The 16,557-nt window shown below is 39.3% G+C and carries 16 protein-coding genes; 14 read left to right on the top strand and 2 right to left on the bottom strand.

Features of this window, described 5'->3' with window-relative positions; translation table 11 throughout:
* From obgE to ACIP9C_RS06100, 4 genes are all read left to right on the top strand, one after another.
* The gene (gene obgE / locus ACIP9C_RS06115; protein ID WP_401009269.1) at positions 1-1,290 is read left to right on the top strand and encodes a GTPase ObgE; all 1,290 of its coding nucleotides are present in this window, start codon (positions 1-3) and stop codon (positions 1,288-1,290) included.
* A gap of 24 nt (positions 1,291-1,314) precedes the next feature.
* Positions 1,315-1,770 carry an ACT domain-containing protein gene (locus tag ACIP9C_RS06110; RefSeq protein ID WP_172772204.1) on the top strand — a complete coding sequence of 152 codons (456 nt, stop codon included), beginning with the start codon at positions 1,315-1,317 and terminating at the stop codon, positions 1,768-1,770.
* 367 nt (positions 1,771-2,137) lie between these two features.
* Complete coding sequence (gene pheA, locus ACIP9C_RS06105; protein ID WP_401009268.1) at positions 2,138-3,016, top strand: prephenate dehydratase; 879 nt, start codon at positions 2,138-2,140, stop codon at positions 3,014-3,016.
* 20 nt (positions 3,017-3,036) lie between these two features.
* Positions 3,037-3,426: a thiol-disulfide oxidoreductase DCC family protein gene (locus ACIP9C_RS06100; protein WP_401009267.1), complete on the top strand. Its 390-nt coding sequence runs from the start codon at positions 3,037-3,039 to the stop codon at positions 3,424-3,426.
* 283 nt (positions 3,427-3,709) lie between these two features.
* Here the strand turns inward: ACIP9C_RS06100 and ACIP9C_RS06095 are convergent, their stop codons facing one another.
* Entirely contained in the window at positions 3,710-4,240 is a 531-nt protein-coding gene (locus tag ACIP9C_RS06095; RefSeq protein ID WP_401009266.1) for a transcription repressor NadR, read from the bottom strand.
* Between the two features lie 142 nt (positions 4,241-4,382).
* Between ACIP9C_RS06095 and ACIP9C_RS06090 the strand changes: the two genes are divergently transcribed.
* The 8 genes from ACIP9C_RS06090 to ACIP9C_RS06055 all read left to right on the top strand — a co-directional run bounded on the left by ACIP9C_RS06090 (position 4,383) and on the right by ACIP9C_RS06055 (position 11,562).
* On the top strand, positions 4,383-5,420 hold the full coding sequence (locus ACIP9C_RS06090; RefSeq protein WP_401009265.1) for a LysM peptidoglycan-binding domain-containing protein: 1,038 nt from the start codon (positions 4,383-4,385) through the stop codon (positions 5,418-5,420).
* Between the two features lie 70 nt (positions 5,421-5,490).
* Positions 5,491-6,288, top strand: a complete 798-nt coding sequence (locus ACIP9C_RS06085; RefSeq protein ID WP_401009264.1) for a phosphotransferase — start codon at positions 5,491-5,493, stop codon at positions 6,286-6,288.
* 112 nt (positions 6,289-6,400) lie between these two features.
* Positions 6,401-7,021, top strand: a complete 621-nt coding sequence (gene ruvA, locus ACIP9C_RS06080) for a Holliday junction branch migration protein RuvA (protein WP_401009263.1) — start codon at positions 6,401-6,403, stop codon at positions 7,019-7,021.
* Between the two features lie 18 nt (positions 7,022-7,039).
* Entirely contained in the window at positions 7,040-8,044 is a 1,005-nt protein-coding gene (ruvB, locus tag ACIP9C_RS06075; protein WP_340823427.1) for a Holliday junction branch migration DNA helicase RuvB, read from the top strand.
* 18 nt (positions 8,045-8,062) lie between these two features.
* On the top strand, positions 8,063-9,109 hold the full coding sequence (gene queA, locus ACIP9C_RS06070) for a tRNA preQ1(34) S-adenosylmethionine ribosyltransferase-isomerase QueA (RefSeq protein WP_401009262.1): 1,047 nt from the start codon (positions 8,063-8,065) through the stop codon (positions 9,107-9,109).
* Positions 9,110-9,223: 114 nt separating this feature from the next.
* Positions 9,224-10,369 carry a tRNA guanosine(34) transglycosylase Tgt gene (gene tgt, locus ACIP9C_RS06065; protein WP_401009261.1) on the top strand — a complete coding sequence of 382 codons (1,146 nt, stop codon included), beginning with the start codon at positions 9,224-9,226 and terminating at the stop codon, positions 10,367-10,369.
* A 147-nt stretch (positions 10,370-10,516) separates the two neighbouring features.
* Entirely contained in the window at positions 10,517-10,783 is a 267-nt protein-coding gene (gene yajC / locus ACIP9C_RS06060; RefSeq protein WP_401009861.1) for a preprotein translocase subunit YajC, read from the top strand.
* Between the two features lie 143 nt (positions 10,784-10,926).
* On the top strand, positions 10,927-11,562 hold the full coding sequence (locus ACIP9C_RS06055) for a DUF421 domain-containing protein (RefSeq protein WP_401009260.1): 636 nt from the start codon (positions 10,927-10,929) through the stop codon (positions 11,560-11,562).
* Here the strand turns inward: ACIP9C_RS06055 and ACIP9C_RS06050 are convergent.
* Positions 11,559-13,076, bottom strand: a complete 1,518-nt coding sequence (locus ACIP9C_RS06050) for a putative polysaccharide biosynthesis protein (protein WP_401009259.1) — start codon at positions 13,074-13,076, stop codon at positions 11,559-11,561. The genes ACIP9C_RS06055 and ACIP9C_RS06050 overlap by 4 nt on opposite strands.
* 93 nt (positions 13,077-13,169) lie before the next feature.
* On the opposite strand from ACIP9C_RS06050, the gene ACIP9C_RS06045 reads away from it, so the two are divergent.
* The gene (locus ACIP9C_RS06045; protein WP_401009258.1) at positions 13,170-13,508 is read left to right on the top strand and encodes a post-transcriptional regulator; all 339 of its coding nucleotides are present in this window, start codon (positions 13,170-13,172) and stop codon (positions 13,506-13,508) included.
* 356 nt (positions 13,509-13,864) lie between these two features.
* Positions 13,865-16,132 (top strand): protein translocase subunit SecDF, encoded by a 2,268-nt coding sequence (gene secDF / locus ACIP9C_RS06040; protein ID WP_401009257.1) that lies wholly within the window; start codon positions 13,865-13,867, stop codon positions 16,130-16,132.
* The last annotated feature ends 425 nt before the right edge of the window (positions 16,133-16,557 follow it).

Here is a 16,557-nt window from a genome sequence, read left to right as displayed (position 1 = left end):
ATGTTTGTCGATCACGTAAAGATATATGTAAAAGGTGGCGATGGCGGCGATGGAATGGTAGCTTTTCGCCGTGAAAAATATGTACCAAATGGTGGTCCAGCTGGTGGTGATGGCGGTCACGGAGGTAACGTTGTATTTGAAGTAGAAGAAGGCTTACGTACGTTAATGGATTTCCGTTATAAACGCCACTTCAAAGCAGACCGTGGTGAACACGGGATGAGTAAAGGGATGCACGGAAAACGCGCTGAAGATTTAATTGTCAAAGTGCCACCAGGTACAGTTGTGATGAATGAGGAAACTGGAGAAGTCATCGCAGATTTAGTTGAGCATGGTCAACAAGCGATTATCGCTAAATCAGGTCGTGGTGGTCGTGGGAATTCCCGCTTTGCTACGCCGGCCAATCCTGCACCTGAGCTTTCTGAAAAAGGCGAGCCAGGACAAGAATTAAATGTTATATTAGAGTTAAAAGTATTAGCAGATGTTGGTTTAGTTGGTTTCCCAAGTGTAGGAAAATCAACACTTTTATCTGTTGTTTCTGCAGCAAAACCAAAGATTGGCGCTTATCATTTTACGACAATCGTGCCGAATTTAGGAATGATTGAAACAGATGATCACCGAAGCTTTGCAATGGCAGATTTACCAGGGCTAATTGAAGGTGCGCATGAAGGCGTAGGGCTAGGACATCAATTTTTACGTCATATCGAACGTACACGTGTAATTGTGCATGTTATCGATATGTCAGGAATGGAAGGCCGTGATCCGTACGAAGATTATTTAACAATTAACGAGGAGTTAAAGCAATATAATCTTCGTTTAACAGAGCGTCCTCAAATTATTGTAGCAAATAAAATGGATATGCCAGAAGCAGAAGAAAACTTAGTGGAATTCCGCAAAAAGGTAGGCGAAGATGTGCAAATCTTCCCAATCTCAGCAGTTTCACGCCAAGGCTTAAAAGAATTATTATTTGCTATAGCAGATTTACTTGAAGTAACGCCTGAGTTCCCTCTATTTGAAGAGGTAGAGGAGCAATCAGACGCAACAGTGATGTACAAGCATCAATCACAAGGTGAAGATTTCGAGATTACACGTGATGATGACGGTACATTTATCATTAGTGGCTACTCGATTGAACGTCTATTTAAAATGACAGACTTTAGTCGTGAAGATGGTATTCGTCGTTTCGCACGCCAATTGCGCGGTATGGGCGTGGACGAGGCATTGCGTGAGCGTGGTGCTCAAAATGGTGATACAGTTCGTCTGCAAGAGTTTGAGTTCGAATTTATAGATTAAGACAGGAGTTTTAGGGGGAAGCGTATGAAGAATGTTGCGAATCAGCGATATTATTTAGTTCGTGAAGATGTATTGACGGATGCTATGCAAAAAACATTGGAGGCGAAGCAATTACTTTCAAGTGGTTCAGTATCCTCCATCTGGGATGCGGTAAAGCAAGTGGATTTATCGCGCAGTGCGTTTTACAAATATCGTGATGCTGTATTTCCTTTTCACTCTATTGTACAGGAGCGCATTTTAACAGTCTTTTTACAGCTTCAAGATCGAAAAGGAACGTTGGCTAAGTTATTAGAAACAGTGACAAATTCACATTGTAATGTACTAACAATCCATCAAACTATACCAATTCAAGGACGTGCTAATGTGACATTGTCATTAGATGTGACGAGTATGACTTCTGAACTTGATGACTTAATACAGCAGCTAAAACGATTAGATTTTGTTGAGTCTGCTGAGGTAATTAGTTCTGGTGCATTGTAAGGGGCTATTTGAAAAAGCCCCTTTGCCTTTTATTAGTTAATGCTGGTAGCTGTTGATACAAAATTTCGCTCCCTTTCCGCATGCGATGAGCAAGCCTCTCTGAAGCTAAAAATAGCCTCTGTGAGGTTTCGCTTAAGTCGCTATCCTGCGAAATACTGCGAAATTTTTTTAAAATACCCAAACATAGTGTGTAAAAGCTGCATTTGACATAAGCAATTTTATCTTAACAGCTAGCAAAAGCAGTACATATTTTCACATTTACTCTTTTTAGGGGAGGCTATGTTACATAGCCTTTTCTTTTTATAAAGAGTTTTCCAAACATTAAAAATGTTTAAGATACTATGAATTGTAGAAGGAGGTCATTTTGATGACAGAGCGACAGTGGGAGAAACGAATTGCATATTTAGGACCGGAAGCATCATTTACATATTTAGCAACAAAATCAATCTTCCCAACTGATAGCCTTGTACCATGTACAACAATACCTGAATGCATTGAGGCAGTAGCAGAGGGCAAGGTTGATTTAGCGGTTGTACCATTAGAAAATGCATTAGAGGGCTCAGTACCATTGACGCTCGATTATTTATTCCATGAGGCAACGCTTTATGTGACAGGTGAGCTACAATTAAAAATTCAACAACATTTAATGGTCAATAAGGCGCAAAAGGACAATTGGGAATCTGTCAAAGGAGTATATTCACATCCGCATGCTTTAGCACAATGTCATAAATATTTATTTTATCGCTTCAGTGATGTGCCTTTACATCAAACAACATCAACAGCGGCCGCAGCTAAATTTGTTTCCGAAAATCCAGATGAATGTATTGCAGCAGTAGGTAATGCAGCCGCTGCAGCGAAATACGGACTAGAAATCGTGCAAGATAATATACATGATTTTCATTTTAATCATACTCGTTTCTTTGTGTTATCCAAGCAAAATAAACGTCTACCCCAGGAATTATCAGAAGGTCAAGCGAAAACAACCTTCATGATTACGTTACCGACAGATCGTTCAGGTGCTTTACACCAAGTTCTTTCCGTCTTTGCGTGGCGACAATTAAATTTAAGTAAAATTGAATCACGTCCATTAAAAACAGGTCTTGGGGATTATTTCTTCATGATTGACGTTTTAGCAGATGAAAAAGTACCCATGATGCGGGGGGCTATGGAGGAGTTAGCGGCTCTTGGCTGCAAAGTGAAATCTCTAGGTACATACTTTACGTATTTAACATCTGACGAGGACTAACAGGTTTAGGAGTGTCGAAAATGGGTGGGATTATATTGTTTGATGGTATTTGTAATTTCTGTAATAGCAGTGTGCAATTTATAATCAAACGCGATCAAGCTGCGTTTTTCAAGTTTGCTTCGATTCAAAGTGATGTTGGGCAAGCCCTTCTGGCACAATACAAAGTACCAGCAAATATCGATAGTGTGATTTATATTGAACAAGATAATATTTATTTTGAATCAACAGCAGCGCTTAAAATTAGTCGACGTTTAGATGGCTTATGGCCTGCTTGCTACTTGCTAATTGTTATTCCACAATGTGTACGAAATACAGCATATAAACTTTTTGCAAAAAATCGTTATCGTCTTTTCGGTAAAAAGCAAGCATGTCTATTACCAACCCCTTCACAACGACAACGTTTTCTTTAAAGTGCCAGGCACACAAACAATTCTGAATTGAGCACAAAATAAAAGCCGCAACAGGCGACGCGACAGCGACGGTTGCGGCTTAAACTGAAGGTGCCAGTCACTCAAACAATTTTGAAAATTTTATTACTATCCAAGTAAAAATCCACGAAAGCTCCTGGAACTTACATCGTGCCCAAGGAAAGCAAAGTGGATTTTTTACGTTCGTTATAGAAAGCCTGGATTATGCACAAGAAAATCAATGAGCTAGCTCTCGGCTCTAATTTCCGTCTGTCGCCTGACATTATTAATCTGAGACGAGATAGCCCTTTTTTTGCAACGAGTGCTCAATTAAGTCTAAAACTTCAACGGAAGGTGCTGAAATAACATGAAGATGAGTGCCGCCTGTAAGTGCAGATAAGTAGCTTGCTTGTGTGTCGTTTACACGTTGTACAAATTTTTCAACTTCATGACGATTGGAGACCATGAACGAAGCGGTAAGCTCTCCGTAAATGGGATGCTCGACAATTACATTTTTAACGGTTCCACCACAGTCCACAATTGTTAACAATTCGTCTTTAGCGTCTTCGGGTTTGTGGAAACATGGGATTGTCCGTTCAACCGTTTGACTGAGTTGCTCTTGGTGCATATAAATATAACCTTGGCTTGTTGCAATGATAGGTTCATTTCTAGCCTTTAATAATGTCATATCATTAACAATGACCTGTCTAGAAACGTTTGCAAATTTAGCGAAGTCTGTCCCAGTTATAGGTGTGTTGCTTTTTTTTAGCAGTTCTAAAAGTTGCAGTCGGCGTTCCTCGCCTAACATTTTTTTCATAAAAGATCACCTCTGCCATGTAATAAAGGAAGTGTTATTCCTTAAGCATTAGTGTACCATGAAGCATTTCCACCATGCGTAATTTTTTGTATCCAAATGAAACATTGAACATATGATACGTAGAGAGGAAGGGAGGAAAAAATTGCGTATTCATATTGTTCAAAAGGGAGATACGTTGTGGAAGATTGCGAAAGAGTACGGTATTTCGTTTGAGGATTTAAAGCGACTCAATGCCCATCTTGCCAACCCCGATTATATTGTTCCGGGCATGGAAATTATTTTGCCTGAAAAAATAAACATGGAGCCACATAAAGGATCACATAAGGAAACACATAAAGAAACACAAATGCATAAAGAGATGCCAACTCAAACAAAGCCTAAGGAAAGTGTTAAAAAAGAGGTGCAAAGACCGATGCCGGTACCGCCACCTATTGTTATTCAACCACCAGCACCGATGCCTATGCCAGAACCACAGATGATTCCAATACCGTTTCCAATGCCAATGCCGATGCCACAACAACAGCAACCGATGTGGGTGCCTCAGCCAGTAGAACTTAGCTGGAACCAACAATTAGTAATGCCACAAATGCAACAACCAGCACCGGCTCCTGCACCACCACCAGTAGCACAGCCAGCACCGCCGCCACCGCCACCGCCAGCACCAGCACCGCCGCCGGTTCATATGGTACCACATATGCCAATGGTACCTCATTGCTCTAGCTGTCATCAGCCAATGCATCATCAAATGTGGTGGCACATGCCAATGCATCCACAAGTAGAGGCATATACAATGCCACAGCAACAAATGCCATATGCTATGCCGCAACAACCAATGCCAACATATGTAGAAGGTGCGAATTTCTTAGAATCGAGCTCATCACCATTCTTTAATGAGCCACAAATGCAGCCTCAATTTGAGCAGATGCCAATGATGCCGATGATGCCGATGAATCAACCTTGCGGATGTGGCTCACAGCATGGAATGGGTCAATCTTGCGGATGTGGTTCACAACATGGGATGGGTCAATCCTGTGGATGTGGCTCTCAGCCGGTAATGATGCCTAATTGGCAATTTGACCATGGTCAATGCCCGCCGCCATGCCCGCCACCATGCCCTTCAACTGGACCATGGGTTTCACCGAACTTTTTCCCAGGCGGGATGACGCCTTATCGATGGTAAAAAGGCATTCATTGTTGAAGAAGTAAAACCGAACATTTGGAAGTATAAATATCGATCAAATCATTATTTTGTGAAACGAGCAAAGCAGTTAGAAATAGCAGATAAGGTGAGGGCAATTCATCGTCAACTTGGACGAATAGAGCCCTCCCTCGTCCTGCCTTTAGTAAAAAGTGATGATGAGCAACTTATCGTTCAAATGTGGCAAGAGGGAAGCCACAGTGCAAATTTTGCACATAAAAAAGATAGAGAACAATCTTTAAAGTTATTAAACACACTGCATGATACAAATCAAAAAATTGCGTGGCAACGAGTGCCAGGTTTGTATACCTTCTCACAGCTATTAAAATGGCAGATGCGTCATATGCGTTTTAAAAGTAGACGAAATGAATTTAGAACATTTTTAACGAGAGAAGAAGTGGATCAAATCATTCATTTTAGTGAAAAGGCTTTGCAGTTAATGGAACAAGAAAATGTGCCAGAAAAAGATATAACGTTGCTACATGGTGATGTCGTTCATCACAATTTCTTATGGTGTTCAGATGGGGAATTACGCTTAATCGATTTTGATCTTGCACATCTTGGTGAAGCCGATGATGAATATATATTATGGCTGCATCGTGTATTACCTGCAGTAGATTATAATATTGATAGTATATTGAACGAATTACCAGAGCTTCAACGGTTAGATAAGAGAAAGTTACATCGTTTAAAGTTTCCGAATGAGTTATTACGAGAGTGGTTATTTGCTGTAGATTTGCCTCTAGAACAACAGCTAGTATTTTTAGATTATTTAATACCGTTTACTAAGCGAGCCTTAACATACTGGCCGAAACTGTGGTACGATATTGATAGAGTGATGAAGAAATGACCGTCCACGAGGCGGTCATTTTTGCATGTGAACGGTACGATCGCCATTTATATAGTCGAGCATTCGTTCGCTATATGCTATAATCGAAGACGATGAATGTGAGGGATTTTACATGTATGATTATTTAAAAGGACAAGTAGTGCGTATTACGCCTGAGTATATCGTTCTGGAGCAACAAGGGATTGGCTGGCAGTTGAATACACCTAATCCATTTGCATTTCGTGCGACAGCCGTAGAACAACAAATATACGTACATCTACATGTTCGAGAAGATGCACAAATGCTGTATGGCTTTCCAAATTTAGACCAACGAGAGCTGTTCCGAAAATTAATTTTAGTGTCGGGCATTGGGCCCAAAGGTGCGCTTGCGATTTTAGCGACAGGCAACCCACAACAAGTAATCAGTGCCATCGAGCGAGAAGATGAAGCATTTTTAGTGAAATTCCCTGGTGTTGGTAAAAAGACAGCACGTCAAATGATTCTAGATTTGAAAGGCAAACTTGGTTCTTTACTTGACACAATTGAGTTACCTAGCTCTGAGGATGAGTTACCATTATTTGGCGTAAATCCATATAAGCATGAACTAGAAGAAGCCATTCTAGCATTAATGGCACTTGGCTATTCGGAAAAAGAACTCGATAAAATTCGACCGCTTCTTGAAGATAATGACAAGCTGGAAACAACAGATGCCTATATGAAGCAAGCATTACAGCTTCTACTAAAGTTAAAATAATGAAAGGGGGGCAGGTACATGTCAGAGCGCATGATAGCAAGTGAAGCAGGTAGTTATGATGAACAATTTGAATTATCTCTAAGACCACAAAGATTAGCTCAATATATTGGACAGCAGAAGGTAAAAGAGAACTTACAAATTTTCATTGAAGCGGCGAAGCTTCGGCAGGAAAGTTTGGATCATGTACTATTATATGGTCCTCCTGGATTGGGAAAGACGACATTAGCCGCGATTATTGCAAATGAAATGAATGTTAATGTTCGTATGACGAGTGGCCCTGCTATTGAACGTCCAGGAGATTTAGCCGCAATTTTAAGCTCACTGGAGCCGGGGGATGTATTATTTATTGATGAAATTCATCGCCTTCCCCGTGCAATTGAAGAGGTACTTTATCCGGCAATGGAGGATTTTTGTTTAGATATCGTTGTTGGAAAAGGCCCTGAAGCACGTTCTGTCCGTCTTGATTTGCCACCTTTTACACTCGTTGGGGCAACTACAAGAGCGGGAGCGTTGTCAGCGCCACTGCGAGATCGATTCGGTGTTCTGCTACGTCTAGAATTTTATGATGATACATCACTAGCTGAAATTGTAGTTAGAAGCGCGCATTTATTTGATGTCGATATTGAGCAAATAGCCGCAGGTGAAATGGCAAGACGCTCTCGTGGCACGCCCCGTATCGCTAACCGCCTACTTAAACGAGTGCGAGATTATGCACAAGTGCTTGGAGATGGTATGATAACGGAGGACCTTGCCAAGCAAGCGCTAGAACTTTTACAAGTTGATCCTAGAGGGCTTGACCATATTGACCATAAACTTGTGACCAATATGATTGAGCGCTTCCGTGGTGGCCCAGTAGGCTTAGATACACTTGCTGCCTCCATAGGTGAAGAACGAGTGACGATAGAAGATGTGTACGAGCCTTATTTAATGCAAATAGGCTTTATTCAACGTACACCGCGTGGACGTGTTGCAACGCATCTTGCTTACGAACATTTTGGATATGATTATCCACAACAAACATAAAAGAAGGAAGTTTTTTCAATGCGTGTAGAAGATTTTGATTTTGAATTACCAGAGGAGCTCATTGCACAAACGCCACTTGTCGATCGTACGGCAAGCCGTTTAATGGTCGTGACACCGGGCTCAGAAAAAGTCGAGCATCATCATTTTGCCCATATATTAAATGAGCTACATGCTGGTGACTGTCTTGTATTAAATGATACAAGAGTATTACCAGCACGTTTAATGGGTGTGAAAGAGGAAACAGGCGCACATATTGAAGTTTTGCTTTTAAAGCAAACAGCAGGCACTGATGAATGGGAAACGCTTGTAAAGCCAGCAAAACGTGTTAAAGTGGGTACCGTTGTGACATTTGGCGACGGTTTACTAACCGCTACTTGTACAGCTGAGTTAGACCATGGTGGCCGTATGTTTGAATTTAAATACGACGGTATTTTTTACGAAATTTTGGAGCAACTTGGAGAAATGCCATTGCCTCCATATATTCGCGAAAAATTAGATGACAGTGAGCGTTATCAAACTGTATATGCGAAAGAACGCGGCTCGGCTGCAGCACCAACAGCAGGTCTTCATTTTACGCAAGAATTATTAGACCAAGTTCGCGCAAAAGGTGTGGAAATTGTTTTTATAACGCTGCATGTTGGTCTTGGAACATTCCGTCCTGTGAGTGTCGACTCGATAGAAAATCACGAAATGCATGCTGAATTTTATAGTGTAACAGAAGAAGCGGCTGCTACGATTAACCGAGTGAAAGCTAATGGTGGTAATGTGATAGCTGTTGGTACAACATCTACTCGTACGCTCGAAACAATCGGCTCTAAGTATGGAGAAGTACGGGCAGAGCAAGGTTGGACATCTATTTTCATTTATCCAGGCTATAAATTTACTGTAGTGGATGGTTTAATTACAAACTTCCATTTACCGAAATCGACTTTAGTGATGCTTGTTAGTACACTTGCGACGAAAGATACGATTTTAAGCGCCTACAATCAGGCAGTAGAAGAAAAATATCGCTTCTTCAGCTTTGGGGACGCTATGTTTATACGTCCAAGTTCAATTCGTAAATAATGTTTGATCAACATTCTATTAAGACAGTTGAATGTTGATATTGATTTTTCAAATGAAAAATTTAAAAAATCGGAGTACTGTTTTTACTTTAGATAAGAGAGGATTTATTATTTTATGACACAACCAGCAATTCGTTATGAGCTACTTCATACATGTAAGCAAACAGGAGCACGACTAGGCATCGTGCATACACCACATGGCTCTTTTGAAACACCAGCATTTATGCCTGTGGGGACTCAAGCGACCGTTAAAACGATGTCTCCTGAGGAATTAAAAGAAATGAATGCGGGCATTATTCTTTCAAATACGTACCATTTATGGCTTCGTCCAGGCAATGATATTGTGAAGGAAGCAGGTGGACTGCATAAATTTATGAACTGGGATCGCCCGATTTTAACGGATTCAGGTGGCTTCCAAGTGTTTTCATTGAGCCAATTCCGTAAAATTGAAGAAGAAGGTGTCCATTTCCGTAACCATTTAAATGGAGATAAGCTGTTTTTAAGTCCAGAAAAGGCGATGGAAATTCAAAATGATTTAGGATCAGACATTATGATGGCATTTGATGAATGCCCACCTTACCCAGCGACATATGACTATATGCTGAAATCAGTAGACAGAACAACGCGATGGGCAAAGCGATGCAAAGAAGCGCATGGTCGTCCAGAAGATCAAGGCCTGTTCGGCATTATTCAAGGTGGGGAATTCGAGGAATTACGTCGTCGCTCTGCTGAAGCATTAGTAGAGCTTGATTTTCCTGGTTATGCAATAGGGGGCTTATCAGTAGGCGAACCTAAAGATGTGATGAACCGAGTGCTAGAATTTACGACACCGTTAATGCCATCCAATAAGCCGCGTTATTTAATGGGTGTTGGTTCTCCAGACTCTCTTATTGACGGCGCTATTCGAGGAATCGATATGTTTGACTGTGTATTACCAACACGAATTGCACGCAATGGTACATTAATGACATCTGAAGGCCGTTTAGTCGTTAAAAATGCGAAATATGCACGTGATTTTGGTCCAATTGATCCAAACTGTGATTGCTACACATGTAAAAATTATTCTCGTGCGTATGTTCGTCATTTAATTCGTACAGAAGAGACATTCGGTATACGTTTAACTTCTTATCATAACTTACATTTTTTACTGAAGCTCATGGAGCAAGTGCGTGAGGCTATTCGTGAGGATCGTCTTGGTGATTTCCGTGAAGAATTTTTCGAGAAATACGGTTTTAATGGGCCAGATGCTAAAAACTTCTAAAAATGGAATGAGTCTTAGCGAAAATTTACCTGTTATAGAAAAACTATTGATAATATAGAAAAATTTTGGGCTTGTCCATCGCTTTTTTAGGGTGAAATAGTCTATACTAAAAAAGTGAGATTTGGAAAGGGGGCTAACAATATGAATATGGAATCAATTTTAGGATTTGCGCCTATTATATTGATGTTCGTGGCGATGTGGTTCATTTTAATCCGTCCTGCTAAAAAGAGACAGCAAGAAACGCAAAATATGCAAAGTAGCTTACAGCGCGGTGATAAAGTTATTACAATCGGTGGCTTACATGGTGTTATCGACTCAATTGAGGATACTGCTATCACTTTAGTTATCGCTGATAATGTTCGCGTTAAATTTGACCGTCAAGCAATTGGACGTGTCGTAAATGACCAAGTATAATAATATAAGGCGTTGTCCCAAATAATTTTTGGACAACGCCTTTGCAATTTTAAAAGCTTTGTCGAAATGTGCGCATTTTTGACACAGCTTTTTTGTATAAAAAGCAACTGATACGGTCACCTTGATATTGTGGGGGTGTCTGGATGGAAGAATATTTAACAATTATTTTTAGAACGTGCTTTTTATATGTGTTTATACTTATTGTTTTTCGTTTAATGGGTAAACGAGAAGTAGGTGAACTTTCTGTCATCGATTTAGTCGTGTTTGTTTTGATTGCGGAAGTTGCTGCTTTTGCACTTGATGATTATGAAAATCCTTTATTTAATGCCATTTTACCGATTATTATTTTGCTCTTTATTCAAATATTGAGTGCTTATTTATCGTTAAAAAATAAAAAGATACGTGATTTAGTAGATGGTGATCCAGCATTGCTCGTTAAAGATGGGATTATCCAAGAAAAAGAAATGCGGAAGCAACGCTATAATTTAGATGACCTATGTCAGCAACTACGGGAAAAAGGTATTGCCTCAGTTACTGAAATCGCTTTTGCCTATTTAGAGCCTTCTGGCAATCTTTCCGTTTATAAAAAGGATGAGAAGGCATTTGTCTATCCGCTTATAATTGATGGTGATATACAAGATAGACATTTATTGCTAATTCATAAAGATGAGGATTGGTTAATGGATGAGCTAGCTAAAAATAATATTCAGGATACTAGTACAGTGTTCTTTTGTATATGGGAAGACAATCGACTCCATATTCAATTAAAGGAATTTTAAACCTTCTTGGCTAATTTACGAATATAAAGGAAATCTGTAAAGCGTAATTGGTTGGTCATTAATAACAGCGTAAATAGTAAAAATAATGTAACACAGCTACTTAATAGGAATGGTAGTGGCATAATTTGCATGAAGAAATATTGCGCAATACAAACGCCAATAAAACAACTATAAGGTACAACAAACATACGGAAGCCTGCGCGTAAATTTTTACGTTGTCTAACTGTAGCAATATGTAAGAACGATGTTAGTAAAACACCGAAGCCAATTGCTACAACAGCACCTTTTTCTTGTATCCCAGGTTGAGAGGCCAGTACAAACATGACGAATAGTTTGCCAAGACCACCGTATATTGAATTCATCATTGCAGCACGAGCTTCACCGACAGCTTGTAAAATCGAATGTAATGGACTTTGAATGTAATAAAAATAAAAAATGGGTGCTAAAATTTTCACATAGCCTCTATTTTCTTCTAAGTGAAATAATTTCATTGCTAAGTCATCACCGTGTACGAAAAAATACGTAGCAGCGACGCAACCTACCAATGAAGATAAGCGTAGAGAAACGGATATACGTTCCTGTAAAAGAGCGTTATGTTGACGAGCGACTGCATCACTGACAGCAGGAATAAGCACAATTGAAAGTGCTGTGGATACAAAGGCTGGGAATAATAGCAGGGGCACTAAAACTCCTGAAATAACTCCGTATAATATAGTCGCAGCAGACGCTGTCAATCCTGCCATCGTTAATGCCTTTAAAAAGATAATTGGTTCTAAAAACCAAGTGAAAGAGCCAAATAGTTTGCTTCCCGCTGAAGGTACGGCAACCCGCAACATAGGTGAAGCAGGATAGGACTCCACTTTGCTTTTTCTTGGCAATAATTTTTTCTTTGATACCGTATAATGTAGCCATAAATACAAGAAAGCAACTACTTCAGCTAACAGTGTAATACCCATTGCAGAAGCTGCAGTTATCGAAGCATTATTATAAGCAGCAACCAATGGTAACATGAAGGTAATAAACCCGATACGAACAACTTGTTCAAGCATTTGTGCCCATGCAGTTGGTGTAATTTTAGCAACGCCCTGTAAATAAGCGCGGAGTAATCCTGAACCGACCGAAACTGGCACAGCAAAGAGTGCAATCCAAAGTGTAAAGGTAGTTTGTTCATTATGTAACAGCGTAGTAGAGATATAAGGTATCGTAAGTGCAACGAGTGGCATAAAAACAATCATACCGATAAACGACCAAAGGATTGCTGTACGCATAACGCCAAAAATGCTTTCGCGTTTATTTTTTGCTAGTAATTCAGCTACAATTTTTGCTACAGCGATAGGTAGTCCAAGTTGAATGAGTGAGATGAAGAAAATAAATGCAGGATAGGCGGTCATATAAATACCGACTGCCTCTTCACCGGCAATACGCATAAACTGCATTCTATAAAAGAAGCCAAAGAGTTTAGATAAGAAAATCACAAACATTAAAAATAGTGTACCTCTTACAAAAGAACTCATGCCATCCGTCCCTTCTCAAGCCGCAAAAATTCATTTACACTATTTGTATGCAAACACTTCTTACGATACAACTTTGATTGGAGATGATTCAAAATGAGTATGCAACATGCACAACTATTTGAAAAAATTCGTCCGGCAATTGATAGTAAGATTGCAGAATTTAAGTATTATAATTATGATGCGATTACAGCAGAAGAATTATGGCGTTTTTGCGTAGAAAAAAAATGGCGGAAAAAAAATGTAGAGCAATTGCGCTTATATGAAGTTATTGCTACTATTTTTGCAGTATCACCGTCTGATATTGTCTCATTCAACCAAGTAGAGTTTTTGCAAAGTGATGATTGGTTTGCAGAAATAAACACAGAGGAGCTAAAATCATTGCTTGGTCCGGTGAAAACACAAGCAGAATATGTCGGTTCTGTAAAAGATTAATAAGAATCCTACAGTGTTGAATTGACACCAAGCGCAACGTGTTTCATAATGAGTGTGTTGCGCTTTTTTACTTTGTACAAGCCATATCGAAAAAAAGGCTGTAAAAAGTTGTAAGGAATTTTGATTTCCCTACATAAATGTTCCGCTTACTATTCATAATGAAATGGGAGACGCATCTTCTATTAGTACGGGATTTGCGCGTTATTGAACGATTAAAATAAGTAAAGCAACCCTTTTGAAGCACGAGCTACAATTATTCTAAGGTAAAGGAGGAATACAAGTTTCAAAAGGTATTGCTAGTATACTTGTTTGCAGTGTAAGGGATGCCCTTGCACCAATTCGAGGAGGATTTATAGATGAAATTAAGAAGTCGAATTGTTGCATTCGTGCTACTTTTGGTGCTATTTGCAGCTTCCATGGGTACGACTGTAGATGGCGTCTTAAAGGACATTAAGCTTGGTCTTGATTTACAAGGCGGGTTTGAGGTACTTTATGAGGTCAATGAATTAAAAGAAGGACAAAAAATCACACCAGAGGTTGTAACCGCAACGGCAACAGCGCTTAGTAACCGTGTCAATGCAATTGGGGTAAGTGAACCAAGCATACAGGTTGAAGACAAAAACCGTATTCGCGTGCAATTAGCGGGGGTTGAAGACCAAGAATCTGCTCGTAAAATGCTATCTACATCTGCGAATTTAACATTCCGTGATGTCGATGATAATTTACTTTTAGATGGTGATGATTTAAAGGCTGATGGTGCGTCAGCTTCTTTTGACCAACAAAACCGTCCAATTGTTTCGCTAACGTTAAAAGATGCGAAAAAATTTGCGGATATTACGAGTAAAATTGCTGCCAAACCACAAGGCCAAAATTTACTGGTTGTATGGCTAGACTTTGAAGAAGGTGTCGATTCATATAAAGCGGAATCACAAAAAGCGAAACCTCGCTATGCTTCTGCAGCAACTGTTAGTCAAACGTTAAATACTACAGATGTAATGATCAGTGGTAACTTTACAGTGGACGAAACAAAAAATTTAGCAGGTATTTTAAATGCAGGGGCACTTCCTGTGAAACTTGATGAGATTTACTCTACATCAGTTGGTGCACAATTCGGTGACCAAGCATTAAAAAGTACAGTATTTGCAGGTATTGTGGGCGTAATAGTAATTTTCTTATTTATGCTATTCTATTACCGTTTACCTGGCTTTATTTCAATCATTACACTTGCTATATTCACATTCCTAGTACTTGTTGTGTTCGACTGGATTAATGCCGTGTTAACATTGCCAGGTATTGCGGCTATCGTGCTCGGAATAGGGATGGCAGTCGATGCGAATATCCTAGCAGCAGAACGTATTCGAGAAGAGCTACGTGTTGGTTATTCGGTAAAACAAGCATTCCAGATTGGTTCAAAACAATCTTTATCGGCGATTGTCGATGCGCAGCTAACAACATTATTAGCTGCAGGTGTATTATTCTACTTCGGTACAAGCTCTGTTAAAGGATTTGCAACAACATTAATCATTAGTATCTTATTAAGCTTCCTAACGGCTGTTTGGGGTTCTCGTGTGCTACTAGGGTTACTTGTAAACAGCGGTTACTTTAATAATCCAGCATGGTTTGGTATACCAAAATCTAAACAACATAGCTTGGATGAAAAAATTGGTACATTAGATTTATCAACGAAATTCGATCGTTTTGACTTTGTTCACAACCGTAAAAAATTCTATACGCTCTCTTTAGCTATTTTAGTTGCAGGGATTGTCGTTCTTGGAATTTTCCGCTTAAATCTTGGGATTGACTTCTCAAGCGGTACGCGAGCGCAAATAGAAGCGGATCAAACATTAACGAAAGAAGAAGTTTCAAAATATGTGTCTAGCATCGGTTTCCCATCTGATGATATTGTGCTTTCAGGTGAGAAAAATAATATGGCGGTTATCCGTTATAAAGATGACTTATCACAAAGTGAAGTTTTAAAATTCAAGAAGGTAGTAGGCGAGAAATATGGTCATGAGCCTGCAGTTAGTACTGTATCTCCAACTATCGGTAAAGAGCTCGTGAAAAATGCTATTAAAGCATTAGCACTTGCTGCTCTTGGAATCATCATTTATGTAGCGATTCGATTTGAATGGCGTATGGGTATTGGCGCGATTGTATCGCTTCTGCATGACGTATTCCTAATCATTGCTGTCTTTAGTTTTATGCGCTTAGAAGTGGACATTACGTTTATTGCAGCCGTACTGACAATTGTTGGTTACTCCATTAACGATACCATTGTTACATTTGACCGCATGCGTGAAAACTTAGAGCAATATGATACAATTCAAGACCGAGAAGTCTTGGCGAACATTGTTAATAAATCGTTGCGTCAAACGATGGGACGTTCGGTAAATACGGTATTAACTGTAATTATCGTTGTAGTGTCGCTCCTTATTTTCGGTGCACCGTCAATTGAAACGTTCTCAATTGCGTTATTAATTGGTTTAATTACAGGTATGTATTCTTCTATCTGTATTGCAGCCCAAATCTGGTACTCACTAAAAGTGCGCGAGATGAAAAAATCAGATGGTCAATTACGCAAAAAAGAGAAAAAACAATGGGGAACAGACGAACCTACTGTTTAATAAATAGTTAAAAGAGCCATTCTCAACTGATGTTGAGATGGCTCTTTTTTTAATGTTAGGACTAGTAGTTTTATTAAATCTTAATTATTAAAATTTTTGTTTAAAATATCAATACATTTAATAATTGGATTTTATAGTGTTAATGATAGATTATTTCGTGCCAATAAGTCCCGTGTACTGTGAATATTTATAAAAATATACTTCTTCTTTATATCTTTTGTATAGTAAAGGAAACTGTTCGTTTGGTTTGGTATATCTAATGTGTTTGTAATATACACTACCTCTTTCAGAAGAAACAGAGGAAAAAATTGTTGTTGCTATAGAAGCTAGAACACCACCTATTACATTTTTCGTAAGTATTGCAGCCAGTGCTCCTATTAGTGCAGCTTTAGTTAAGCCAGTTACATTAATCTGTCCATAGTTTG

This window comes from Lysinibacillus sp. NPDC093210 (assembly GCF_044753985.1).
Lineage (GTDB): Bacteria > Bacillota > Bacilli > Bacillales_A > Planococcaceae > Lysinibacillus.
This window is presented reverse-complemented; position numbering and strand designations above follow the sequence as displayed.